The 22,943-nt window shown below is 34.4% G+C and carries 24 protein-coding genes; 5 read left to right on the top strand and 19 right to left on the bottom strand.

Going from position 1 to position 22,943, the window contains the following annotated elements; all coding sequences use genetic code 11:
• Positions 1 to 45: 45 nt before the first annotated feature.
• A complete protein-coding gene (locus ABYK18_RS05960) occupies positions 46 to 600 on the bottom strand; it encodes a PhnA domain-containing protein (protein ID WP_373035734.1) in 555 nt (184 codons plus the stop codon).
• 120 nt (positions 601 to 720) lie between these two features.
• Between ABYK18_RS05960 and ABYK18_RS05965 the strand changes: the two genes are divergently transcribed.
• Positions 721 to 1,851 (top strand): multiheme c-type cytochrome, encoded by a 1,131-nt coding sequence (locus ABYK18_RS05965; protein WP_373035735.1) that lies wholly within the window; start codon positions 721 to 723, stop codon positions 1,849 to 1,851.
• Here the strand turns inward: ABYK18_RS05965 and ABYK18_RS05970 are convergent.
• From ABYK18_RS05970 to ABYK18_RS06015, 10 genes are all read right to left on the bottom strand, one after another.
• Positions 1,848 to 3,011, bottom strand: a complete 1,164-nt coding sequence (locus ABYK18_RS05970; protein WP_373035736.1) for a diguanylate cyclase — start codon at positions 3,009 to 3,011, stop codon at positions 1,848 to 1,850. The two genes, ABYK18_RS05965 and ABYK18_RS05970, sit on opposite strands and share 4 nt — an antisense overlap.
• Positions 3,012 to 3,013: 2 nt before the next feature.
• Positions 3,014 to 3,229: a hypothetical protein gene (locus ABYK18_RS05975; RefSeq protein WP_373035737.1), complete on the bottom strand. Its 216-nt coding sequence runs from the start codon at positions 3,227 to 3,229 to the stop codon at positions 3,014 to 3,016.
• 2 nt (positions 3,230 to 3,231) lie between these two features.
• Complete coding sequence (locus tag ABYK18_RS05980; RefSeq protein ID WP_373035738.1) at positions 3,232 to 4,059, bottom strand: FAD-dependent thymidylate synthase; 828 nt, start codon at positions 4,057 to 4,059, stop codon at positions 3,232 to 3,234.
• 89 nt (positions 4,060 to 4,148) lie between these two features.
• Complete coding sequence (locus ABYK18_RS05985) at positions 4,149 to 5,903, bottom strand: cation:proton antiporter (RefSeq protein ID WP_373035799.1); 1,755 nt, start codon at positions 5,901 to 5,903, stop codon at positions 4,149 to 4,151.
• A 33-nt stretch (positions 5,904 to 5,936) separates the two neighbouring features.
• The gene (locus ABYK18_RS05990) at positions 5,937 to 6,674 is read right to left on the bottom strand and encodes a hypothetical protein (RefSeq protein WP_373035739.1); all 738 of its coding nucleotides are present in this window, start codon (positions 6,672 to 6,674) and stop codon (positions 5,937 to 5,939) included.
• Positions 6,675 to 6,701: 27 nt separating this feature from the next.
• Positions 6,702 to 7,340, bottom strand: a complete 639-nt coding sequence (locus ABYK18_RS05995) for a protein-L-isoaspartate(D-aspartate) O-methyltransferase (protein ID WP_373035740.1) — start codon at positions 7,338 to 7,340, stop codon at positions 6,702 to 6,704.
• Positions 7,341 to 8,105 carry a carbon-nitrogen hydrolase family protein gene (locus ABYK18_RS06000; RefSeq protein ID WP_373035741.1) on the bottom strand — a complete coding sequence of 255 codons (765 nt, stop codon included), beginning with the start codon at positions 8,103 to 8,105 and terminating at the stop codon, positions 7,341 to 7,343.
• 32 nt (positions 8,106 to 8,137) lie between these two features.
• Positions 8,138 to 8,941 carry a peptide deformylase gene (locus tag ABYK18_RS06005; RefSeq protein ID WP_373035742.1) on the bottom strand — a complete coding sequence of 268 codons (804 nt, stop codon included), beginning with the start codon at positions 8,939 to 8,941 and terminating at the stop codon, positions 8,138 to 8,140.
• 21 nt (positions 8,942 to 8,962) lie between these two features.
• Positions 8,963 to 9,409, bottom strand: a complete 447-nt coding sequence (locus ABYK18_RS06010) for a DsrE family protein (protein WP_373035743.1) — start codon at positions 9,407 to 9,409, stop codon at positions 8,963 to 8,965.
• 3 nt (positions 9,410 to 9,412) lie between these two features.
• The gene (locus ABYK18_RS06015; RefSeq protein ID WP_373035744.1) at positions 9,413 to 9,943 is read right to left on the bottom strand and encodes a carboxymuconolactone decarboxylase family protein; all 531 of its coding nucleotides are present in this window, start codon (positions 9,941 to 9,943) and stop codon (positions 9,413 to 9,415) included.
• A 108-nt stretch (positions 9,944 to 10,051) separates the two neighbouring features.
• Between ABYK18_RS06015 and ABYK18_RS06020 the strand changes: the two genes are divergently transcribed.
• A complete protein-coding gene (locus tag ABYK18_RS06020) occupies positions 10,052 to 10,735 on the top strand; it encodes a MerR family transcriptional regulator (protein ID WP_373035745.1) in 684 nt (227 codons plus the stop codon).
• Here the strand turns inward: ABYK18_RS06020 and ABYK18_RS06025 are convergent.
• Positions 10,732 to 11,754: a ribonucleotide-diphosphate reductase subunit beta gene (locus tag ABYK18_RS06025; RefSeq protein WP_373035800.1), complete on the bottom strand. Its 1,023-nt coding sequence runs from the start codon at positions 11,752 to 11,754 to the stop codon at positions 10,732 to 10,734. The two genes, ABYK18_RS06020 and ABYK18_RS06025, sit on opposite strands and share 4 nt — an antisense overlap.
• 251 nt (positions 11,755 to 12,005) lie before the next feature.
• On the opposite strand from ABYK18_RS06025, the gene ABYK18_RS06030 reads away from it, so the two are divergent.
• Positions 12,006 to 12,857: a bifunctional methionine sulfoxide reductase B/A protein gene (locus tag ABYK18_RS06030; RefSeq protein WP_373035801.1), complete on the top strand. Its 852-nt coding sequence runs from the start codon at positions 12,006 to 12,008 to the stop codon at positions 12,855 to 12,857.
• 1 nt (position 12,858) lies between these two features.
• Here ABYK18_RS06030 and ABYK18_RS06035 read toward each other — a convergent pair whose 3' ends face one another.
• Positions 12,859 to 13,200, bottom strand: a complete 342-nt coding sequence (locus tag ABYK18_RS06035) for a DsrE family protein (protein WP_373035746.1) — start codon at positions 13,198 to 13,200, stop codon at positions 12,859 to 12,861.
• A 206-nt stretch (positions 13,201 to 13,406) separates the two neighbouring features.
• On the opposite strand from ABYK18_RS06035, the gene ABYK18_RS06040 reads away from it, so the two are divergent.
• Positions 13,407 to 14,501 (top strand): methyl-accepting chemotaxis protein, encoded by a 1,095-nt coding sequence (locus ABYK18_RS06040; RefSeq protein ID WP_373035747.1) that lies wholly within the window; start codon positions 13,407 to 13,409, stop codon positions 14,499 to 14,501.
• Between the two features lie 41 nt (positions 14,502 to 14,542).
• Here ABYK18_RS06040 and ABYK18_RS06045 read toward each other — a convergent pair whose 3' ends face one another.
• Both ABYK18_RS06045 and typA read right to left on the bottom strand, forming a co-directional pair.
• Positions 14,543 to 14,791, bottom strand: a complete 249-nt coding sequence (locus ABYK18_RS06045; RefSeq protein ID WP_373035748.1) for a hypothetical protein — start codon at positions 14,789 to 14,791, stop codon at positions 14,543 to 14,545.
• A 123-nt stretch (positions 14,792 to 14,914) separates the two neighbouring features.
• The gene (typA, locus tag ABYK18_RS06050; protein WP_373035749.1) at positions 14,915 to 16,723 is read right to left on the bottom strand and encodes a translational GTPase TypA; all 1,809 of its coding nucleotides are present in this window, start codon (positions 16,721 to 16,723) and stop codon (positions 14,915 to 14,917) included.
• A 219-nt stretch (positions 16,724 to 16,942) separates the two neighbouring features.
• On the opposite strand from typA, the gene ABYK18_RS06055 reads away from it, so the two are divergent.
• Positions 16,943 to 18,190: a CCA tRNA nucleotidyltransferase gene (locus ABYK18_RS06055; RefSeq protein WP_373035750.1), complete on the top strand. Its 1,248-nt coding sequence runs from the start codon at positions 16,943 to 16,945 to the stop codon at positions 18,188 to 18,190.
• Here ABYK18_RS06055 and ABYK18_RS06060 read toward each other — a convergent pair.
• Genes ABYK18_RS06060 through gyrB form a run of 4 tightly spaced genes read right to left on the bottom strand, consistent with a single transcriptional unit; the run spans position 18,177 to position 22,831 of the window.
• Positions 18,177 to 18,650, bottom strand: coding sequence for a hypothetical protein (locus ABYK18_RS06060; protein ID WP_373035751.1), 474 nt, complete (start codon positions 18,648 to 18,650; stop codon positions 18,177 to 18,179). The two genes, ABYK18_RS06055 and ABYK18_RS06060, sit on opposite strands and share 14 nt — an antisense overlap.
• A 38-nt stretch (positions 18,651 to 18,688) precedes the next feature.
• Positions 18,689 to 19,066, bottom strand: coding sequence for a preQ(1) synthase (gene queF / locus ABYK18_RS06065; protein ID WP_373035752.1), 378 nt, complete (start codon positions 19,064 to 19,066; stop codon positions 18,689 to 18,691).
• A 15-nt stretch (positions 19,067 to 19,081) separates the two neighbouring features.
• Positions 19,082 to 20,491: a GGDEF domain-containing protein gene (locus ABYK18_RS06070; RefSeq protein WP_373035753.1), complete on the bottom strand. Its 1,410-nt coding sequence runs from the start codon at positions 20,489 to 20,491 to the stop codon at positions 19,082 to 19,084.
• Positions 20,492 to 20,518: 27 nt separating this feature from the next.
• Positions 20,519 to 22,831: a DNA topoisomerase (ATP-hydrolyzing) subunit B gene (gyrB, locus tag ABYK18_RS06075; RefSeq protein ID WP_373035754.1), complete on the bottom strand. Its 2,313-nt coding sequence runs from the start codon at positions 22,829 to 22,831 to the stop codon at positions 20,519 to 20,521.
• Positions 22,832 to 22,943: the final 112 nt, after the last annotated feature.

Genomic DNA, 22,943 nt, shown 5'->3' on the forward strand with positions numbered 1-22,943 from the left:
TAAGTCCTTCTTCTGCCTTAGTAAAATGTTTAACAGAAAAAGATGTTACGATTTTTTCAGAAATTTTGTAAGAATCTGAATTTTAACACCGTTAACACGGCCTTCAATCAACTCGGCATTACCATGAACAAGAGCGATATTTCTTACAGCCGTACCTCTTTTAGCTACAAATGTTGTACCTTTTACATCCAAATCTTTAGTGATTACCACAGTATCTCCGGCTTGAAGTGTTACACCGTTTGCATCTTTGTAAACAAGCGCATTTTCATCGGGTAAACCTGCATCTGCCCAAGTTTTAATATCTTCTTCCATATACATCATGTCTACTAAGTCTTGACGGCCCAAAGCATTTAAAAGACGATAAGACATAACTTGAACTGCCGGTGTCTCACTCCACATAGAATCATTCAAACAGTTAAAATGAGTCTCATCCATAGAGTCAGGATTTTGAATCTGTGATGAACATGTGGAACATACATATATAGCTTTATCGGCACTTCCATCTGAAGGTACAACGTCTAAAACACTTAAACCTTCGCTACTTCCACATAATTCACAAACACCGCCGCTTCTTGCTTCTAACTCTTTTTCTAAACTCATATATATTACCTTTAAAATTATTGATGAAATTATACCTCATCTTAATCTTGATACATATTAATAACTTATGTTTTGCTTTATGATAGACTTTTGAAAATCATCCATACTCAAGGTTATTTAATGAAAAACTTTTTATCCATAACTCTGCTGCTGCTTCTCTCTTCTTTGGTTTTTGCCAATGAGAGCAAAGTATGCCAAAAATGCCATCCTATAATTTACAAAGAGTATTATAAGTCTTCTCATCGTAATGCCTCAACTCAAAATAATCCGATTCATAAAGCAATGTGGGACAAACATCCAAAGGGAGCAGATGGATACAGCTGTGCAAAGTGTCACTCTCCAAGCGATAAGGAACTTATGAAAACAGGGCTTTTAAAGGATAACAAAATTCAAAGAGAAGAACCTATCTCTTGCGTTTACTGCCACACAATCAAAAATATTGAAGAGGGTTCCCTTTCAAACTCAAATATAACAACTAATAAAGATAGAGAGTTTTATACTCTAGAAAGTGACAAAAAAGGTTCTGCTAAAGCAGAATATAAAACAAAGACTTCGTGGTTTGGTCTCGTTAAAGAATCAAAAAATTCACCTTTTCACAAAATAGACTACAACAATGAAAACTACTATAGCGGAAACGTTTGCATGGGTTGTCACTCTCACACAAATAATGAACATAGTTTTGACATTACTATGCTGGATGCGATGATAGATAAAAATGATAAAAACACATGCGTAACCTGTCATATGCCTCAAGTAAGTGGAACCAAAGTAACCATCAATGAGACAAAAACTCACGCTTTTCACGGTATCGCCGGAATCTATCATATGAATAAATCTATGGGTCAATATATTGATTTTAAGATTGCTAAAAAAACCGAAGGCTTTAGTGTAAGTATTATAAACAAATCTAACCACGCCCTCTTTGGTCAATCATTTAGACAAGGTGTATTGAAAGTTGAGATAAACAGAGCAGGTAAAAATATTCACCTTGAACCGTTTATATTTACAAGAATTCCGGGGAAAGATGGAAAAGAGGTAATGCCTTGGAATGCGAATGAAACACTAAAAGACACTCTTATATATGCAAAAAGAGAAGTGACTTTTAAAGAGTCGTTAAAGTCCGGAGACAGGGTAATTCTCACTCTTGGAGTCAGAAGAATCTCTAAAGAGGCAGCTGCAAAACTTAATATTCAAAATAACAAAGAGGCTCTCAGATTTAGAACACTTAAAACTCAGTCATTTGAGTTTTAAGCTTTGACAACCTGATTTCTGCCGGCCTTTTTAGCCTTATACAGGGCATTGTCGGCTCTTTTCATAACGGCAAAAGAATCTTTGTCTTTAGATGAGTTTTGAGCGATGCCTGCCGAGATATTTATATATATCTTTTTAGTGCTTTTGTTGTTTCTAACGCTAAAAGGCGTAGTAGCTATGTTCTGTCTCAAAGCATCTGCGTGCTTAAATGACTCATCGGCATCTTTTGAAGGGAATAAAAGCACAAACTCTTCTCCGCCGTATCTATACGCTTTTCCGCCGCCGCTTACCTCGGCAAATTTTGAAGCAACCATTTTTAAGACCTCATCACCTGTGTCATGTCCGTAAGTGTCGTTAAACTTTTTAAAAAAGTCTATATCACACATTGCCAAAGAGTATTTTCTCCCGAGTTTTGCCATATCTTCCACCAAGGCTCTGCGTCCTGGAAGAGATGTGAGTTCATCATAAAAAGCCAGTCTGTATGACTCGCGAATTAAAAGTATAAAAATGATGATGGCAAAAGATAAAAGAGCGACTTCCGTGGCATGTGGAGTTTTTAGAAAATAAAGCCCGAGATAAAAAGTCAAAAGCAGACTTAAAAACGAAGTGCTGTACATAAGATAACGGCCAAACATAACCAAAGCACTCATAACAAACAAGACAAAGATCCCGATTGCAACTGATAAATCTTTTAAAGGGTAAAAATTAGCGGCAAAGAGTTTAATTTTCATATAACCATGCAACAACTCTTTTGGATAGTAGATAAGAAAGAGTACGACAGCTATCTCTATAACAAAAAAAGCAATCTTGAGTATTCCCCAAAAAGAGAAAAGTCCTCTCTCTTTTAAGATTAAAAAAATCAAAAGATGTACAGGATAAAGCATAGATGCATATAAAAACAGAAGCGTGGCTTTTTTTGCACTGAAATATTCAAAACCGAGATATATCAGGATAAGAGGAACAATAACAAAGATGAATCTGTTACGGTTAAAGTGCCAAGAAACCCAGATGATAAGAAGACTAAGCCCATAAAAAAGATACGGCACTATATCAAAAAGAATCTCAGGTATTTTATGCGTGTTATAAATAACGACGGCAAAAAGAGCTGAGATAAATAGCGGTATGGAGAGATTTAAAGAGATAGCCTTGATTGGATTCATGGCTACTCTTTATGGAACTCTACAATATCTTCTTTGCTCTCTACTTTATGTTTTGTCTTATCGAAGGCTTTTTGCGCTTCTTCTTCACTGTAGTTTCTACACTCCTCAGGCATAACCGCCTGAGGGTCAGATGCTATCTTGTCACACATAGCCGCGTTAAATGTAATGTTTGAACATCCGCTAAATATAAGCAGTGCTGCTAAATAATATTTGTACATTTTTACTTCTTTTTTACTATAAGATCTAGATATTTTGTAGGTGTGACTCTCATCATCTCTTGTGCCAGCCAGCGGATTTGAAAAAATGCCGCGCCGCTGTCTCTGAGACTAAAATAGTTCTTCAGACTTCTGAGATTGAAAGTCACTACCATATCTACTTTTACATTGTCGGTGATTATGTGCTTAAAAGCATCTCCGACATTACGTTTCTTTTTACCTGCTTGAAGGGCATCAAACATTGCCTGCGAATTACCTTTGAACTCTTCTAAAAAACCAAGTGAACTTTTTGCTACAGCAATCTCTTCAAAGTCCTGCACCTTTGTCTGCTGATAAGCTAATTTATCAAACATCCCTGAGATCTCAAGTCTGTTATAACCCTCATCGCAAGTCACAAACATATCAAAACCTAAAATCTTCTCTATAAAAAACTCTTTATCTCCCTCAGATGCCACAAAAGCATTGATAATAGAGCTCATGGTATATCGCGTACTTCTAACGCTTATGGCTTGGATGCGGTGGCGTGCATGTTCTTGTAAGACACCTCTTGAAGTTCCGCGAATCAAAAAAGAGAGATTTGCATGCTCCAAGATGCTGTGATGAAAATACGTCCAAGCCAAATCACCTAACAGATTTGACTCTTCTATAGCGTTTATATCATCACACATACCCTCGTCGGGCATATGATCTTCAATATAGTTAATAACTCCGTTTTCACTATTTGCAAACGAATCATAACAAGTTCTTGCCGCTGTTTCAGCTACACCGATTCCGGTATCTTGAAGTAAAACTACTTCAGGTTTAGAATATTCAATGCCGTACATATTTTCCATAGCTTTTTGCCCTGAGTTAAGTTAGTGTTATTTTACAATAATTAGCTTGTAAAGAGTTAATACTCTGCAGTGATATAATCATATAGACTCTAAACTTCTATCTCTATAGCATGAGTTGCACTTTGCATCGTGCGAGAAAGTGCTTCATATAACTTTTCTAAAACTGCTTCTATACTGTCCGTCTCATCAGCCTGCGTTGCACCAAAATAATAGTCCATATTCGAATATACTGCCTCTTCAGATGCAAACTGCTCAGAAATCTTTTCGGCTAAAATCACAACTCCGCCAAGGGAAGTGTTTGAAGCAACTATGACATACTCATCTTCACTTAATTTTCCAAAATAGTCATTTGTACGGATGTGTTCCGTAATTACATCTCCTACAACTTCAAGCGCATCTATGTTTTTCTCTTCTTTGTTTGATAACTTTAATATCAATAGTGAGAGATCTAGTTTATAACGGCTCGAACGTGCTAATTCGTTTGTTATGATATCTTCTATAAATGCTCTGTTGTAGGCTTGTGTATATGAATCTTTTTCGAGTATATCGACTACATTTTTAGTGTATTTAAGAATCCCGTCATCTGAGCCTTGCTTGTCTGATTGCATATCTTGCGCATACCCATTTTCGTTGAACTTAATATGAAACATTAGCACAAAGGTATAAAAAAATGTGCTTATTAAAACATTGCCGACAACAATCGCTTCAAACATGTCTTTATATATAAAACTCTCAGGAATGGAATGAGCCATAATGATGGCTAAAGCTCCTTTTGTTCCTGAAAGTGTTAATGTCTTTGCCCATCTAAAGGGAAGTCTCATGACCAGTACAAGTGATGAGACACCCATAAATCGAATCACTGTGGTGATGGCAAATACAACTAAAATCTCTTTGGTATATTGAAGCAAGATTTGCAGTTCAATTATATTTGCGATAATTACAAAAACTATGGCATTGGCAAAGATTCCTATAAACATCGCTTCTTTTTTATACTCTCTAAACTCTCTCTTTGTAATTGCAGGAACACTTTTAATCAACTCTAGCACGGAGTCTTTATCTTTGACACTGCTTATTTTTACACGACGCTGTGTCTCACCTTTTATCTCTTTTTGTACAAGATATTTAAAAGTCAGTACAGATGCGACTATAGAGAGTATCCCTGCGATATGAAAGTATTCCGCTAAAAGAAAGGAGATAATAACGACAAGGTAGATAACGACAAACTGATCAAACGGATTTTTGAGAACCTTTATGGATAAAAATCCTATATAAGCAACACCAAAGCCTATCACCGTAGATAAAATCAACACTTTTAACAAAATATAGTTTATAGAAAGCAGACTGACCTCACCTCCTGTTATAAGAGGCAGAGCTATAAAATAAAATATTATAAGAGCGGTGACATCGTTAAAAAGCGACTCTGATTCTGCATAAATCTTGAGTCTCTCCGGCAGTTTAAACTTTGACATGATAGATGTTACGGTAATGGCATCCGTAGCCATAAGCATTGTAAAAAGTGCTATTAGCATTCCGACTGTGAAGCTGTACTGAGGCAGAAGATAAGGAGTTATAAACGTTGCAACGGTAATAGATGCCACAACCGCCACAACCGCAAGATAAAATATCTCTTTGGCATGATTCTTTAACTCTTTGATGGATATGTTCAAAATATCCGGGAGTAAAATTACAGGAAGCATCAAATATAAAATCTCATCGAACTCTTGAGGGCTTATCTCAAATAGTTCAGGGAAGAATAACGAGACCGCAAACGAATAGATTATTACCGACAGTGTTGATGGAATCTTACTCATCTCTTCTGTCATGCGAGAGAGCAGGATTATCACTAACAAGAAGGTGACAAGGACTAACATGTTTTTTTAAAAAAAGCTTTTTAGCATGTTTATGGCTTCGCCGACATCTGTGTCTTGCTGGGCATCTGTATCTTGTGTGTTTTGTGATTTTTCCAATGTTTGCTTCGTAGGAATACTCTGTTTTTTGGCTTTGTTTGGAAGCTCATATTCACTCTTGGCAATTCTCACACTTTTGAATGATTTGAGTTCCATACCATCGCTTTTTATAGGTACATAACCTTTTTTAACTTCAAAAAGGTCTTCTGAGTCATTCATCGTGCTCATCGCACTAAAAAGAGAGAACATCGCACGAACTGACTTAACAACATCTTTGTTATTTGTCATAACAATCTCTTGTTTGTAAGGCTTACCTTCATGTGTACCTGTAACAACAAAAAGCTCACCCCTGACACCGCCTACACTGACTCTTTTTCCGGTTTTAGAAATCTTGTAGTTTTTTGCTTCTTCTTTTGCATCTTTGGCGTATGCAGATGCATCAAAACCCATAGACCTTGACATCGCTTTCATATCATCAACATCGATTATCTGTTTATCGCCATCAGAACCACTGACGATATATACTTTTTTACCTACACGGTAAATCTCGCTTTTCTCATCACCGCCGCGATTAACCATCTTTGAATGACTTGCATCCCTATACATAAACTTTTGTATTTCATCACCCATCTTATACTCGGTGATATAATCTGCTTGGAGCGAACTAAAAAATAAAAACAGGGAAAGAATCAGACTTTTGTAGAACATGGCACTTCCTTTTATTTGATAATATTGTTACTTTTGCACTCCATCGAGTACCGGCACGAAGTCACAAGCTTCAAGCTCTGTTGCTTGTATTGAGGAACCGTTCTTTTTAAAGCTGGTGATAACCTGTTTGTTGTTCACTTCCATCGGAGCTACGAGTATACCGCCGTCTGCAAGTTGGTCAAATAACTTTTGTGGAACTTTTTTTGTAGATGCCGAAAATAGTATTCTGTCGTATGGAGCATACTGAATCCAGCCGTTTTGTCCATCGTCGGTTCTAGTATGAATATTGTTTATCTTTAACTCTCTAAAACGAGATTTTGCTTCTAACATCAGTGACTCTATGCGCTCTATAGTAAATACACCGCGAAAGAGATGCGAAAGTACGGCTGCCTGATAACCGCTTCCACAACCGACTTCTAAAACCCTGTCGGCACCTTTTGGCTCTAAATACTGCGTCATCTTTGCAACTGTAAGCGGAGAGCTTATCCACTGTGCAGAACCCATAGGAAGGGCATCTAATTTGTAAGCATTATGTTTAAAACCGGTCGGGACAAACTTCTCTCTGTTAGTGTTTGCGATGGCCTGTTTTACTTCATCGTTTAGGTGAAACTTCTCATGGCATTCATTTGCCAGTCTTGCAGTTTTTGTCGCTGTTATTCTATCCAATTACTTTATACCCACATTCATATATTTTCTCATAACATCTATCTCTTTCTTGCTATATGGTACCTCTAAGCAAGGCTTATTCCCATTGCGCTCCACTTTTCCGTGTGGAGATATGATTCCGCTCATTTTAGTACACTCCGCATCTAAAGAGTCACTTGCAACTACAAAACACTGGTTCATTATGGCAAGTGCCTGAGTAAGGACTTCGAAATGTTCAGTTCTTATAACTCCCCACCAAGAGGGAACTACGATTACATCAGAGCCTTCAAGTTTTTGCCACAGCTCTTTAAAACGGAGTTCAAAGCAGATAAGAAGACCTATCTTTATGCCGTCAACTTCTACTATCTCTATAGGCTCATCCACTCCTTCACTCATGTATTTATGCTCATCTCCAAAACGAAAGAGTCTTGCTTTTGCTCTTTCATAAACCACTTCGCCGTTATGAAAGATCTTTGCGAAGTTAAATATCTCGCCGTCTCTTTGTTCTATCATAGTCAAAACAATTATCTTGTTAAAAGACGCTTCTTTTATAGCCTCGTTTGCAACAGATGCAAATTTAAGGACTTCATCATAGTTATCATAATCAAAGCCTGTCAGACAGACTTCAGGTGCAACTATTAGAGATTTTTCGGATGCTTGATTTACAAGATTTAAAAGTGTTTGCAGGTTAGTGTCATAATCGGGTGTTATTGTGTCAAAAAGAAGAGAGCAGAGTGTGTATCCGCTCTCGTTAATAGTATTATTTGCGTTAATAATGTTCTCCAAAAATAAATTTAGATTACAATTATATCTTAACTCTATAGTAAAAAATAGTTAGCTAAAAACAGCACCAAGAGTTTTATCAGTGAGACTATGCTTGTTCCTATGATATTTCCTATCTGACAGGAAGTACAATGCTTGTATTGCTTACCTTCATATTGTGCATAAAAGAAGTAGATAACAATAAGACCAAGCATAGCAGACATGATGTAGTTCTCAGCACTTACGAGTGTGCTAAGGTTGTCCGTGCCCATAAAAAAGCTGGCTGCAACTCCAAGAAGTCCAAAAACAAAAAGAAACTTAAAAACGTGCAATATTCTATCTCTTTTAAAGACTGTAGGACAGTCATTTTGAGTGATTGCATCTGTCCCAAACTCCAGTTTTGAGTCAAATAATTTTTGCTCATCTTTATTTAGTCTAAACCTAAAATGAGAACCGAATGTATAATCCACTTTTCTTTGAAGAGTAATCGCCAGCTCACCGTCAGCTTCAAGAAATTTCTGATTACCCTCCCTGTCTTCATACATCAAAGTTATTTTTTCATACCGTTTTGTCTTAGCACTCATTCCCGGAAAATAAGCAGTAGCCTCCACAGGTTCAACACTGCCTTCTCTCTTTAGGACTCTTGGATTTATGAGTTCTAAAAACTCTCCGTTGTCTTTTGCTACTATCACACAAAGAGGCGAACCTATCTGGAATGCTGCAAGTGCGTCTAGATTATTAGCTTCTATAGTATCTTTTAAATCCTCAAGCAATGTGAATAATTCATCATTGAAAAATCTGACATTTGCGCCAAACTCCAAACTTGGAGTTGTTGGATATCTTGTTATCTCTCTTACCATACTCTTACTCTTTTATAAAATTTATTTAAATGTCATTAACGCATATCCGTCGTTTTGAAAACCTATGGTATCAATGAAACTGTTATCGGAAATTTTAACGAACTCAACTACATCTTTTCTATTTATGGCATTAGAGGCCAAACTCATTGCACACGCGATTACCTTAACACCTCTTTTTGTCGCCAAATCTTTTAGATAATCATGTGCTTTTTGTATATCTGCTAAATCCTTATCAGGAACTATAAAATCAAACTCTTTAGATATCATAGGTACACAAGAACCGTGAAGAGTAATGGCAAAAGTTGCTTTATCTCCACGTTTTTCTATCATAGTCATAGTCTTGTCAATAAGCCACATACGAGTCTTTATATATTGGGCATCGCTTGAACTACAGTCAAATACAGCCTTATACTCCTTTGCCTGGAACACTCCAAAAAGCAATACTAATAATATAAAGACATTTTTCATTTGTTATTGACCTAATGCAAAAACGTTTGAAAGCGTGTTTATATAGTTGAAGTAACCAGTTATTGCCACAGCTTCTATTATCTGAACATCACTGTAACCCATATCTTTTAATGCATCTATCTCTTCTTTTAAAATTTTATAATTATCTTTTTTTGAAGCTCTGATACAGAAGTTCAGAAGTGCTTTTTCTTCATCACTCGTATGTATAGCATCTACACCTTGAAGGACTTCTTCTATTCTCTCATCTGAGAGTCCCAGCATCTTGGCGATGCTCTTATGTACGTCCACACACATCTTACAGCCGTTCTCTACAGATATAAGAAGTGCTATTGACTCTTTGATCTCATAAGACAAAGCAGTCTCATCAAGCAGATACTTTTGGATCATCCCGTCAGTTGCAAAATATACTTTCTCATCAATTGCCAAAAGTTTAAATATCTCTCCGAGTTTCCCCGTTTTTTCTAAAATAGGTCTTGCTTTATCCTGAATCGCAGGACTCATATCTTCAAACTCTGGTAATTTTATATGTGCCATCTTCTCCCCTTTTAATAATGGATAATTATATTGCTAAAAACGTTAAGTTAAACTTAACGTTTCAAATTATAGGGTATAATTCTTATATCAGTATTAATAGGATAATTATTGGAATATAAAATATCAGAACTTGTAGCTCTAACGGATGTACCAAAATCAACAATTTTATACTACATCAGAGAGGGTTTGCTTCCAGAAGCTAAAAAGCTCAAGTCTAACGTTCACCGTTACAATGATGAACACATAGAGCTAATAAAATATATAAAATACATGCAGCAAGAGATGGGCAGTTCAAACGAACAGATAAAAGCAGCCCTGCAGCAAAAGAACCAGTCTCTCTCTAGTTCATACTCAATGCTGGCACCTCTAATGCAGACACTAAGCGATATCCCTGCAGGTACGAAACACTATACAAAAGCGGAGTTTATTGAACACTACGGCTTTGAGAGTAAACTTTTGGAACAACTTTTAGAAGACGGTATTCTTGTGCCTATCGGGGATGATGATTTTACGGATAAAGAGGCTTCTATCATCAGACTTATAGAAAAATTTAAAGAAGTGGGTATTGAGTGCAGCATCATAAAGAACTATGTGCATCATGCCAAATCTCTAGCAGAGCTTGAGCATCAAATACAGTTGCAGCTATGCAGCGTAAGAAGTGATGAAAATTTTTCAACACTCTGGAAGATTATGCTTGAGACGCTTTTCAATGCCAAAAAATATATCTTTAGTCGTTACACACACAAGGTCTTATTTAAAGCTCTTAAAGATGAGATTTCCAGGAATTCCTAGAAGTCGTCATCAAAATTAAGACTACCTTTTGAGTAGTTAGTTACAGTTCCCTCGAAAAAGTTGGTTTTTTGATCATTAAATTTTGCGAAATCATCAACCCATTTGATAGGGTTTTCTACATTGTAGATTTTTTCATATCCCACAGAAGTAAGTCTGTCATCTGCCAAAAATTTTATATATTGCTCAACAATATCATCAGTCAGACCTAAAATCTGACCCTGAGTAATATATTTACCCCAATCGGCTTCGAGTTTTACCGCCTCTTCAAACATCGCTTTCACTTCTTCTTTTAACTTATCTGTAAATAGATCGGGTCTCTCTTTTCTAAGAGTGTTTATCAGATTTTTAAAAAGTACGAGGTGAGTAACTTCATCTCTTTGTATGAAACGAATCATCTGAGCAGATCCCAACATCTTACCTGAACGCGCAAGAGTGTAGATATAAGTAAAACCGCTGTAGAAGTAAATTCCCTCTAAGATTTGATTTGCAAAACATGCTTTTACAAAGTTATGTTCCGTCGGATTAGCTGCCAGTTCGAGATAGACTCTTGCTATCGCATCATTTTTACCTTTTAGCATCATATCACGACGCCAAAGTTCATAGATCTCAGCCGAATTTGTCGAGATGCTGTCGACCATAACGGCATAAGATTGAGAGTGTAGAGCTTCTTCAAATGATTGACGAACAAGAATAAGATTGATTTCGGGAGAAGTTATATAAGGATTTACATTATCGATTAGATTATTTGTTTGAAGTGAATCCATAAAAATCAACTGTGAAAGTGCTTTATCATACGCTGTTTTTTCATTCTCTGTCAGATTTTTGTAATCGTTCACATCACGAGTCATGTCAACTTCTTTTGGAAACCAAGTGTTGTTTAGCATCACTTCCCAAAGATTATATGCCCATTGATACTTAATGTTGTTTAACTCAAAAATACCTGTCGGATCTCCGCCAAATACTTTTCTGTCATTCACATTCTCTGTTGAGTCTGGATTATATATATTTTTTCTGTTCATAATGACCACCAATTTTATAAAGTCCATTATTATATCCATCTCAATATTTTGTTTTCATAAATTTTTTAAAAATTTTAAAACCTAAATGCTGGCTTGAAGAAAGAACGATAAATTATTTCCATGTGTTTGTTTAATCCTAAAATCTTTATAATATAAACAAATATTAAGGAGATAGTATGAAATATATATTATTATTCATACTTACTATATCAACCATGAATGCAATAGATTTAAAACCTTACGAGGGCAGAATAGAACAACTTAGCGACCAAGAGAAAAATGTGCTTCTTCACAAAGGTACAGAACCACCCTTTAGCGGGAAATATACTAATGAAAAGTCTAACGGTGTTTACACATGTAAGATATGTGATACACCACTTTACAGATCAAGCGACAAATTCAACTCAAACTGCGGCTGGCCGAGTTTTGACGATGCGATTCCCGGTGCTGTAAAAAGAGTGCCTGATGCCGACGGAAGACGTATTGAAATAGTGTGTGCGACATGCGGCGGGCACTTGGGTCATGTTTTTGAAGGAGAAGGTTTCACTGCTAAAAATACAAGACACTGTGTAAACTCCATCTCGATAAATCTAGATTCTACCCCGGATGCTAAAGAGAGCAATATGTCTTATGCTTACTTTGCAGGTGGATGTTTTTGGGGAGTTGAGTACTATCTTGAAAAACTAGAAGGTGTAAAAGAAGTTCATTCAGGGTTTATGGGCGGACATGTTAAAAATCCAGGTTACTACGAAGTTGTAGGCGGCAAAACAGGGCACTTGGAAGCCGTTGAAGTCATTTATGACAAAAGTAAAATATCGTATGAGCAGATAGCAAAAACTTTCTTTGAGATTCACGATCCTACTCAAGAAAACGGTCAGGGACCTGACATAGGATCACAATATCTATCAGCTGTGTTTGTAAACAATGATGATGAAAAAAATACTATCCGTAAACTTATAGCCAAGCTAAAGGCAAACGGTTTTAATGTCGTAACAAAGATACTGGACAAACAAGAGTTTTATAAAGCTGATGAAGGTCATCAAAACTATTACAAAAAGAAAGGTTCACTGCCATATTGTCACGGTTACAAAAAAAGATTTTAATTTAAAAAGTTATAACCTTTACATCGTCACTTTGGAGAGCTTCTGTTAGAAGTTCTCCTGTGTGAATAAGTTTCACACCAAGTTCCCTTAACTTCTCTGAAACACCGTAATCATCCGTACAAACCACACATGCGTTAAATGAAACACCTGTCTTTTGTACAGTTTTCATCTGCTCTTGAATCTCTTCATCTTCTGCTAAAAGTTTTGCTGATGGTCCCCAAACCATAATTGTCGCTTCATCCCAATATGAACGAGGTAACATTACCGAACCATAAAGCAAAATTAATTTTTTTGCAACTTCTTTTTCACCACTGGACCATACTATCAAAAGTTCGTTTTTCATTTTTTATTTTCCTTTGCATATTATATTAATTAACTTATCACTTTATTATTAAATGCCTTATAGTTTAAAGAATCTTAAATTTAATATTTTCTTGATACTTAATAAAATTATCTTATAGTTATTTAATATTTCTTTTATCAATTATGAGATAAAATCTTTAATAGACGATTTTATTTTTTAATTATACAGACTAAAAAGGGATTAATATGGGATTATTTTCAAACTCTGGTGTGCCGCTTGATGAGTTCAATAAACTGAAAGAGGCAAACGAGACACTACAAAACGACAACTCTTCTTTGCATGAAAAAATAAGAGAGCTTGAGAATGAGTTGAAAGCTCATAATCCTCAAACAGTACAAAGCACAGCTGATAGTCTCATGGAGATGCAAAACGAGCATCTTAGACTAAATCTTATAGACATTCAAGGGAATATGGCTGAATCTGTGACTGCTTCTAAAACATCTCTAAGCAGAACTGATGACTTGGTTGACAGCATCGCTAATATCAGTGAAAAAACAAACAATGTTGTAACTACACTTGAAGGATTAAATCAACTTTCAGATACATCAATGCATACCGTACACGGACTAGCAGAGAGAACAGATGATATAGCAACGATTTTAACTCTTATAAAAGACATCTCAGACCAGACAAACCTTCTTGCTTTAAATGCTGCTATTGAAGCTGCACGTGCAGGTGAGCATGGACGAGGGTTCGCTGTTGTTGCAGATGAAGTAAGAAAACTTGCAGACAGAACAGATAAAGCAGTAAGTGAGATAAATATATCTTTACAAAGTATGAAACAAGATGTTGATAGCATGTCTGAACAATTTACAGAGATACAGACAGGTATTAGCGGCTCAAATGATATGATAACAGAGCTAAACTCATGTCTTGAACACGATGCGTCACTTATGAAAGAATCATTTAAAACCATAGGCTTTACAACCGACCGCATCTTTATGTCTTTGGCAAAACTTGACCATATATTATGGAAAACAAATACTTACTACTCTGCGGCTACCAAAGAAGAGAAGTTTAAATTTGTTGATCATCATAACTGCCGCTTAGGTAAATGGTATTATGAAGGTGAAGGTAAAGAAGTATTCTCTGAAACTCCGTCATATTCAAAACTAGAGACTCCTCACGCAACGGTACATAACGGTACACATAAAGTTTTTGATTTGATTGTTCAAGAAAAAGTTGACTTAGAAGCTTTAGCAGCTGCATTTGCCGAGATGGAAAAAGGGAGTGATGAAGTATTTGCTATCTTAGACAAAATACTTCATGATAAAGACTAAATATCTTAACAACAAAGAAGAGATGCAAATTACATTGCTCTCTACTTCGTCATATTGATATCGTGCCCTTTTAGCCCCCTCTTTTCACTGAAACCTTGTGCCTCTTCATCTATAGACTTTACTATATTATTCTTCCAATCTGTTGCCGTCTCTCCAGTCTCATGGGAATAAACAATATAAATGCCGACTATTATCATAATCAGCGCTAAAACCGTATTATTACTCTGGTTAAATGTAAAGGCTAATAAAATAAGCAGTACTAAAGATGCCGGATATAATATTCCATCCATATTTATCCTTTATGTTGTTTAATAAAAGTATAACACAGTTGGAATAATTTAAATATATTTTAAATATTTAAGTGGGAGAAGGCAATTTCTACATGTATGGTTACATGTAGAAATTATTTATAATTATTTAGTTTTTCTAGAATGTCTTTTTCTTTCATTCTCAGTTAAATATCTTTTACGAATACGGATACTTTTAGGAGTAACCTCTAAAAGTTCATCATCTTCTATCCACTCTAAAGCACGTTCCAGTGACATATCACGAGGTGGAATAAGTTTAATTGCTTCATCTGCACCAGAAGAACGGACATTTGATTGTGCTTTACCTTTAATAGGATTAACAACTAAATCGTTTGAACGAGAGTGCTCACCGATAATCATACCTTCGTACACTTTTGTCTGTGGCCCTATGAAAAGAACTCCACGATCTTGAATATTAAATAGTGAGAATGCTAGTGTCTCCCCATTTTCCATTGATGTTAGCGCACCATAGCTTCTAGACTCAACACTACCGCTGTATGGACGGAATTCTAAGAAAGAGTGATTCATAACACCCTCACCTTTAGTATCTGTCAGGAATTGACCACGGAATCCGATTAATGCACGAGCAGGAATCTCAAACTCGATTCTTTGGAAACCCTGACCCATTGGAAGCATTGATTTCATCTCAGCTTTTCTCTTACCAAGACGCTCGATTACTGAACCACTCAACTCTTCAGGTACATCAATTACCAGATGCTCGAACGGTTCACATTTAACGCCTTCGATTTCTCTAACGATTACTTCCGGACGAGAAACACCAAATTCAAAATCTTCACGACGCATATTTTCAGCAAGTACGGTAATCTGAAGCTCTCCACGACCTGAAACTTTAAATTTACCCTCACCCACAACTTCAAGCTTCATTGCAACGTTTGTATTCATCTCAGCTTCAAGACGGTCGCGAAGTTTATTTGATGTAACATGTTTACCCTCTTGACCTGCAAGTGGAGAATCATTTACAGAAAATACAACCGTTAAAGTAGGCTCTTCGATGTGCATTGGGTCAAGTGGCATTGGATTGGCAGGATCACATACGGTATCTCCAACATCAACAGTCTCTAAACCCGCGAATGCGACAATATCACCGGCTTCTGCTTGTTCAATTTCCATACGGTTAAGACCAAGAAAACCGATAAGTTTAGTAATTCTACCTTTAACCAACTCACCGTCAGCTTTTGCAAGCATAACTTGGTCACCCTTGTTGATAACACCGTTAAAGATACGAGAAATACCTATTTTACCGACATAGTTGTCATAATCAAGTGTAAATACTTGTGCTTGAGTATGATTTTCTCTATCACCTTCCGGTTCAGGAACGTGTTCTAAAATAGTTTCGAAGATGCACTGAAAATCTCCACCTTCAGTTTCCATATCTAATTTAGCTATACCGTCTCTTGCAGCTGCATAAATAATAGGAAAGTCTTGTTGCTCATCTGTAGCACCCATATCTGCAAACAGGTCAAACATCTCATCAACAACACGGTCTGGATCAGCAGAAGGTTTGTCAATCTTGTTTATAACAACAATAGGTTTTTTACCTAACGCTAACATCTTTTTAACAACAAATTTTGTTTGTGGCATAACACCTTCGTAAGCATCAACAAGAACTAAAACACCATCTACCATTTTAAGTACACGCTCAACTTCACCACCGAAATCGGCGTGACCAGGAGTATCTATAATATTGATTTTATGGTCTTTATATCTGATAGCTGTATTTTTTGAAAGAATCGTAATTCCACGCTCTCTTTCTAAATCGTTACTATCCATAGCTCTTTCATCATGATGCTCATGAGAACCAAATGTACCAGATTGTTCTAGTAATCCATCAACCAATGTAGTTTTACCATGGTCAACGTGTGCAATTACTGCAATATTTCTAATTTTTTGCATTAGTGGGGTTTCCTTTTATATGGAAAATTTTCGCGATTATACCAAAATTAATGTTATATCTTACAAAAAGTATTGATATACTTACATAAATACGAATATCCAATAGTAAATATACCCATATAAATTGATATAATATATTTATTATATATTATAAGCCAAACAAAACCTAAAATATGTTTTTAGCATATATATGGTAAAAAATAGATAATTGAGTTAAATATGATTGAATATCCAAATTTTTTAAATAAAATATTTGATAAACTAACGAATAACAATGCAAAAGTAATTATTATTGGCGGTTTTGTTCGTGATTATTTACTAAATATTAAGTCTGATGACATAGATATTGAAGTTTACAATATCTCGTCTTTTGAAAAACTAAAAAATATTTTAGAAGAATTTGGAACTATTAGCAATGTAGGAAAAAGTTTTGGAGTGTGTAAACTTAATATAGAAAATTATATTTTAGACTTTACTTTACCTCGAGTTGATTCTAAAATAGCATCCGGTCACGCCGGTTTTAATGTAAAAATCACAAAGGACTTAGATTTTGCAACCGCTGCAAGAAGAAGAGACTTTAGTATGAATGCTATTGGCTATGATGTAGTCTCTGAAACGATTATAGATCCATTTAACGGTATTAAAGATTTAAATGACAAAACCCTAAAAATGGTAGATGCAGAGACTTTTATAGATGACCCGTTAAGAGTTTTAAGAGCCGTACAATTTTGTTCTAGGTTTAATTTAACGATGGATAAAGAGCTATCTTTACTATGCAAAAGCATGATTGAGAAAAATATGCTTTTAGAATTGCCAAAAGAGAGAATTTATGAAGAAATAAAGAAAATTTTATTGAAATCAGAAAAACCTTCAATTGGTTTTGAACTCTTAAAAGAACTTGGTGCTTTAAAATATTTTCCAACTCTTGAAGCATTAAAAGAAAAAGAGTGGTATTTTTCAATTAGTGCCATTGATAAAATAGCTAACTTGAATATTACTAACAAAAAGACAAACGAAGTTTTGATGTTAGCTGCACTATGTCATAAACTTAATTATAATCAGGTTCAAGACTTTATATCTAATCTTTGTGATGACAAAAAATTATTGAATCGTGTTTTATTGCTACTAAAAAACTTAAATACCGTATCTAATATATGTCAAAAGAATATAAATAATTATGATATTTATAAACTGTCAACTAAAGTAAATATTGAAGAACTTACTACTTTGTCAAAAGCTGTTTATAAAATTGGAGATGCTCTGGCTATAAGAGCAAAAGAGTTGAATGTTTTCAACTCCAAGTTGCCTGCTATTATTATGGGAAGAGATTTAGTTTTATTAGGAATGAAGCCTTCTGTCGAATTTTCAAATATACTGGATGCAGCATACGAAGCTCAAATGCATGCCAAATTTAATTCTCATGATGAAGCTGTAATATGGCTAAAAAATTATCTTAATCACCTATAACATCCATCTTTCTTTGTAATTCAGCCTTTGCATTCATATACTCAATTGCCAAATCTATGGCATCTTTAAACTTTGTATAATAAATCTGCTTATTTTCTTTGTCATATTTTTGAACAATATCTTTTGATTTATCTAAAAATTCATTTACCAATTCTATTGTTGTGACTGTAACTTTTTTATTTGTTAATATGCTCAGTACTAAATCAAAACCTTTTTTGATTTTACTATCCATATCATCAATATCAATATATCTTTTAGATGTATTTTCATTTATTTCTAACAGTTTGTGTAAAACTTCATTCAAGCCGTCTTCATCTACAGAAAAATCAGGTATCCTATTGTTTATATAGGCTCTCATGTCTGTTAAATTCATCTTAGATATTTTATCGGTCAACTCTTTATTTTCCTGGTTTTTATCTAATGAAAAATTTTTCATCCTACCAAGCATATTCGAAAACATTTTTTCTTCTTTACCATATAAAAGGAGGAACTACACTCCTACAATTTAGAACTATCTATTTCTATGACAGTGTGGACATTTCCACGGGGATTATAATCGGCTATAATCTTCATATATTTAGGTTTAATTTTATTTTCTAATGTTTCATATATCTCATTTGCGCTGTTTTCATGAGATACATGTTTATCTCTGAATGAATTAATATACAGCTTCATTGCCTTTAACTCTACTACCCACTCATTAGGTGTATATTCAAGGTATATGGTTGCATAATCAGGATATCCGCTTCTTGGGCAAAGACAGGAAAACTCCGGTAAAGTCATCTTTATCAAATAATCTCTTTTATACTGGTTTGGCCATATTTCCAAATCTTTTTCTACATCAAACTCATTAACTATTTTTTCGCCGTACTTCATACTTTTTCCTTACTGTTAACTTTCATATTTTTTTACAACAGGGGCTAAATATTTACCCTGTAAATAATCAATTTTTAGCTTATTAGCCTTTATTTTTGTTTCCTCGGATTCAACCATTTTAATCCATGTTTTAACACCTTTTTCATGTGCCATCACATTAAAACCATCAATAATATTTTTATATTTTTCATCTTCTATATCTTTTGTATATGATGAGTCAAATCTAACTATATCGATATCTAGATCCCTAAGATATAAAAAGCTTGTATGAATGGCTCCTAATCTTTCTATAGCTATTAAAACACCCATATCTCTAAATATTTTTAAAGTGGAATTATATCTATTAATTTGTGAATAATAGTGTGTTTCATTTAACAAAAATATAAGTCTGTTTTTTATATCTGTTTTTCTGCTTATGAGTTCTTTCGCTTTTGCTAAAAAATTCGGATTTCTGAGTGAATTTGGTGATATATTCATTGCAAATATTTCTTTGGAATTATTACAACATTTAGTAATATTTTCTTCTAAAATCATTAAATCAAAATCAATCATTAAACCAAGTTTATCTAAAATTTTCATATATGTTTTTTGATGAATAATATTTGCATCCGGTGTCTTTAATTTTACAAAACACTCTTTTATAGCACATTTATTATCTTCAAAAACATCTTGTGTCATAACTAAAAAGGATCTGTTTTTAATAGCATTTATAACAAAAGATTCCAATTTATCGGGGTTTATATCATAACTGTTTTTATTAAGAAGTTTTTGATTTCTATTTAATTCTCGAACTTCAAAAAGATTTTCTATCAAATAATCAAGTTCATTGGAAAATGCTGTGTCAGTTATGCCTCCTGTTATTTTAACTTCTATCTCATCAACCATAAAATCATCACTTTTAAGACACATTAACTCTAAAATAGTCGCGTATTGATTCTTAGTACCTTTTAGTCCAACAATAAAATCTCCACCTTTTATGTGTCCCATCGGAAAATTGTATATATCTTTATTTTGAAGATATTCACCTACCCAAAGAGCAACCTTTTTTAAAACTTTATCACCGTTTTTTATACCGTAACGATTGTTTATATCACCCAGATTATCTACACTAATCAATAATAAAGTATATTCATCATTTTTTTCTATCTCTTTTTTAAGATACTTATATAGAAATTCTCTTGTAAATGTTTTGGTTACGGCTTCTGTAATCCTTATGTCAAAACTTTTATAAATAATATAAAAAATAAAATATATACTAAATAGAATAAGAAGAATAGCTTCTATATAAAAAAGTGTATCTAGGCTTTGGTAGTTTGTAATTAAAGTATTAGAGATTAGAATAATAACTAGAGCAAAGATAGGAAGTCCTATTCTAAGTGCTAGTTTAAAACGGTACTCTCTTTCTTTTGTTTCTGGTAGCAGCATTTTTGAGTACCTATTTTCTTTTATATGTTAAACATCCAAATGTTTAACATCTTTAGCATGTGTCTCTATATAGTTTCTGCGAGGTTCTACTTCATCGCCCATAAATAGAGTAAATGCATCAGATGCTACCTCTGCATCTTCTATTGTTACTTGAAGTAAAACACGATTTTCAGGTGTCATTGTTGTTTCCCAAAGTTGATCAGGATTCATCTCACCAAGACCTTTGTAACGTTGAATATATGCACCTTTTTTAGCATATTCTTTAATATTTTCAAGGACTTGGATTATATCTTCTTCAAAATTTATATCCCATTCTTCTATCTTTTTGAAAACAAAACTTGCTTCATTAAAATGAGGAGCTCCAAAAAGATCTTCATCTATAAGCAGTTCTTCCATTCCGTCTTTTGTTTGAACAAAAATGTGAATAGAATCATCACTTATACTCTTAGTTAAAATATTATTTCCGTTATCTATCAAAAATTTCTCAACTTCTGTATACATTTTGTTTATATCCAATCCTATTAAATCTGGATTTTCTATAAAGTGGCGAATCAAATCAACAAGTGCATATCTACGCTCTAACGCTTCAAGTGAACCTCTATAATGATCAACCATTCTAAAGTATGAAACCAAGTCATTTTGTCCTACACCTTCAACATCTAAAGATTCTATACCATTTTCAATCAAATAATCATTCATTTGGCGGTCATCTTTAAAATAAATTTCTTTTTTACCTTTTTTATAACGATAGAGTGGTGGTTGCGCCAAATATAAATAACCTTTTTCAACTACATCACGGAAATGTCTAAAGAAAAAAGTGAGAAGCAATGTTTGAATATGAGAACCGTCAACATCCGCATCGGTCATAATAATAAGTTTATGATAACGAAGTTTATCTTCATTATATTCTTCACCGATACCGCATCCCATAGCTGTAATCATATTAGTAATTTCATCGGATTTTAGAATTTTTTCCAGTCTTGCTTTTTCAACATTTAATATTTTACCTTTAAGTGGTAAAATCGCTTGAAAAACACGGTCACGACCCATTTTAGCCGAACCACCTGCAGAATCCCCTTCCACCAGATAAAGTTCACAGATGCTTGCATCTTTACTTTGACAATCAGCTAATTTACCAGGAAGTGTTCCAACACTCATTGAATCTTTTCTTCTTGTAAGTTCTCTTGCTTTTTTAGCGGCTTCACGTCCACGGGCTGCCATAAGAGATTTTGAAACAATAGCTTTAGCTTCTAACGGATTTTCTTCAAAATATTTTGAAAGTAATTCGTAAGTCTGCTTTTGTACTAATGGTCTTACATACGTGTTTCCTAGTTTACCTTTTGTTTGACCCTCAAATTGCGGTTCGGGCACACGAGCGGAAACTATTGCAATTAAACCTTCACTTGTATCATCACCTGAAATTTTTACATCTTTTTCTTTTGCTGCACCATTTTGAGAATTATAATTTGATATGACACGAGTAAGTCCTGCTCTAAAACCGGCTTCATGTGTACCACCGTTTGGAGTACGAATATTATTTACAAAAGATGCTAATTTTTCTTCATAAGAATCATTGTACATAAGTGCAATATCAAACTCTATATCTTCTATTTTTGCTGAAAATGAATAAACTTGAGCAACTACTTGCTTTTTATTCATATCGTTTACATATTGAGCAATACCGCCTTCAAAATGATACTTTTCTTCTACATTAGAACGTTCATCTTTAAATATAATTGTAATAAATGGATTTAGATATGCTAACTCTTTAAATCTTTTAGACAAATATTCATACTCAAAAGTCACTGTTTCCGTAAAAATACTTGGATCTGCAGAAAATTCTATAGTGGTTCCGGTTTTTCTAGTTTTTCCGGTTACTGCTAAAGCCTCTTGAGGAATACCCTTTTTAAAAGTTTGCTCATGAATCTCTCCATTTCTGTTAATAGTCATTTTAAGATCTGAAGAGAGTGCATTTACAACTGATACACCAACACCGTGAAGACCACCTGAAACTTTATAAGTGTCTTTGTCAAATTTACCACCGGCATGTAATACTGTTAAAACAACAGTAGCAGCACTCATACCTTCAGTAGGGTGCATATCTGTTGGTATACCACGACCGTTATCACTAACAATACATGTATTTTCTTTAGTAAGTGTTACTGATATAGTATCACAATGTCCAGCCATTGCTTCATCGATAGAGTTATCGATAACTTCATACACTAAATGATGTAAACCTCTATGACCTGTATCACCGATATACATACCAGGTCTTTTACGAACAGCCTCTAAACCCTTGAGGACTTTAATATTGCTAGCACCGTAATTTTGTTCCATTTAATACTCCATTGCCATTTTGACATAATAATAGATATTTTATCCAATGTTTACTAAAAGAAAGTTTTATGATAAGTTTTTAGAAGAAAGAGGATAAATTACTTCACTAATA

It is taken from the genome of Sulfurimonas sp. (assembly GCF_041563495.1).
In the GTDB taxonomy this organism is placed as follows: domain Bacteria; phylum Campylobacterota; class Campylobacteria; order Campylobacterales; family Sulfurimonadaceae; genus Sulfurimonas.

Bases quoted from the DNA above. Each gene is read 5' to 3' on its own strand.
- ABYK18_RS05960 (WP_373035734.1), bottom strand. From the start codon at position 600: ATGAGTTTAGAAAAAGAGTTAGAAGCAAGAAGCGGCGGTGTTTGTGAA.
- ABYK18_RS05965 (WP_373035735.1), top strand. From the start codon at position 721: ATGAAAAACTTTTTATCCATAACTCTGCTGCTGCTTCTCTCTTCTTTG.
- ABYK18_RS05970 (WP_373035736.1), bottom strand. From the start codon at position 3,011: ATGAATCCAATCAAGGCTATCTCTTTAAATCTCTCCATACCGCTATTT.
- ABYK18_RS05975 (WP_373035737.1), bottom strand. From the start codon at position 3,229: ATGTACAAATATTATTTAGCAGCACTGCTTATATTTAGCGGATGTTCA.
- ABYK18_RS05980 (WP_373035738.1), bottom strand. From the start codon at position 4,059: ATGGAAAATATGTACGGCATTGAATATTCTAAACCTGAAGTAGTTTTA.
- ABYK18_RS05990 (WP_373035739.1), bottom strand. From the start codon at position 6,674: ATGTTCTACAAAAGTCTGATTCTTTCCCTGTTTTTATTTTTTAGTTCG.
- ABYK18_RS06005 (WP_373035742.1), bottom strand. From the start codon at position 8,941: ATGGTAAGAGAGATAACAAGATATCCAACAACTCCAAGTTTGGAGTTT.
- ABYK18_RS06010 (WP_373035743.1), bottom strand. From the start codon at position 9,409: ATGAAAAATGTCTTTATATTATTAGTATTGCTTTTTGGAGTGTTCCAG.
- ABYK18_RS06015 (WP_373035744.1), bottom strand. From the start codon at position 9,943: ATGGCACATATAAAATTACCAGAGTTTGAAGATATGAGTCCTGCGATT.
- ABYK18_RS06025 (WP_373035800.1), bottom strand. From the start codon at position 11,754: ATGAACAGAAAAAATATATATAATCCAGACTCAACAGAGAATGTGAAT.
- ABYK18_RS06035 (WP_373035746.1), bottom strand. From the start codon at position 13,200: ATGAAAAACGAACTTTTGATAGTATGGTCCAGTGGTGAAAAAGAAGTT.
- ABYK18_RS06040 (WP_373035747.1), top strand. From the start codon at position 13,407: ATGGGATTATTTTCAAACTCTGGTGTGCCGCTTGATGAGTTCAATAAA.
- ABYK18_RS06045 (WP_373035748.1), bottom strand. From the start codon at position 14,791: ATGGATGGAATATTATATCCGGCATCTTTAGTACTGCTTATTTTATTA.
- typA (WP_373035749.1), bottom strand. From the start codon at position 16,723: ATGCAAAAAATTAGAAATATTGCAGTAATTGCACACGTTGACCATGGT.
- ABYK18_RS06055 (WP_373035750.1), top strand. From the start codon at position 16,943: ATGATTGAATATCCAAATTTTTTAAATAAAATATTTGATAAACTAACG.
- ABYK18_RS06060 (WP_373035751.1), bottom strand. From the start codon at position 18,650: ATGTTTTCGAATATGCTTGGTAGGATGAAAAATTTTTCATTAGATAAA.
- queF (WP_373035752.1), bottom strand. From the start codon at position 19,066: ATGAAGTACGGCGAAAAAATAGTTAATGAGTTTGATGTAGAAAAAGAT.
- ABYK18_RS06070 (WP_373035753.1), bottom strand. From the start codon at position 20,491: ATGCTGCTACCAGAAACAAAAGAAAGAGAGTACCGTTTTAAACTAGCA.
- gyrB (WP_373035754.1), bottom strand. From the start codon at position 22,831: ATGGAACAAAATTACGGTGCTAGCAATATTAAAGTCCTCAAGGGTTTA.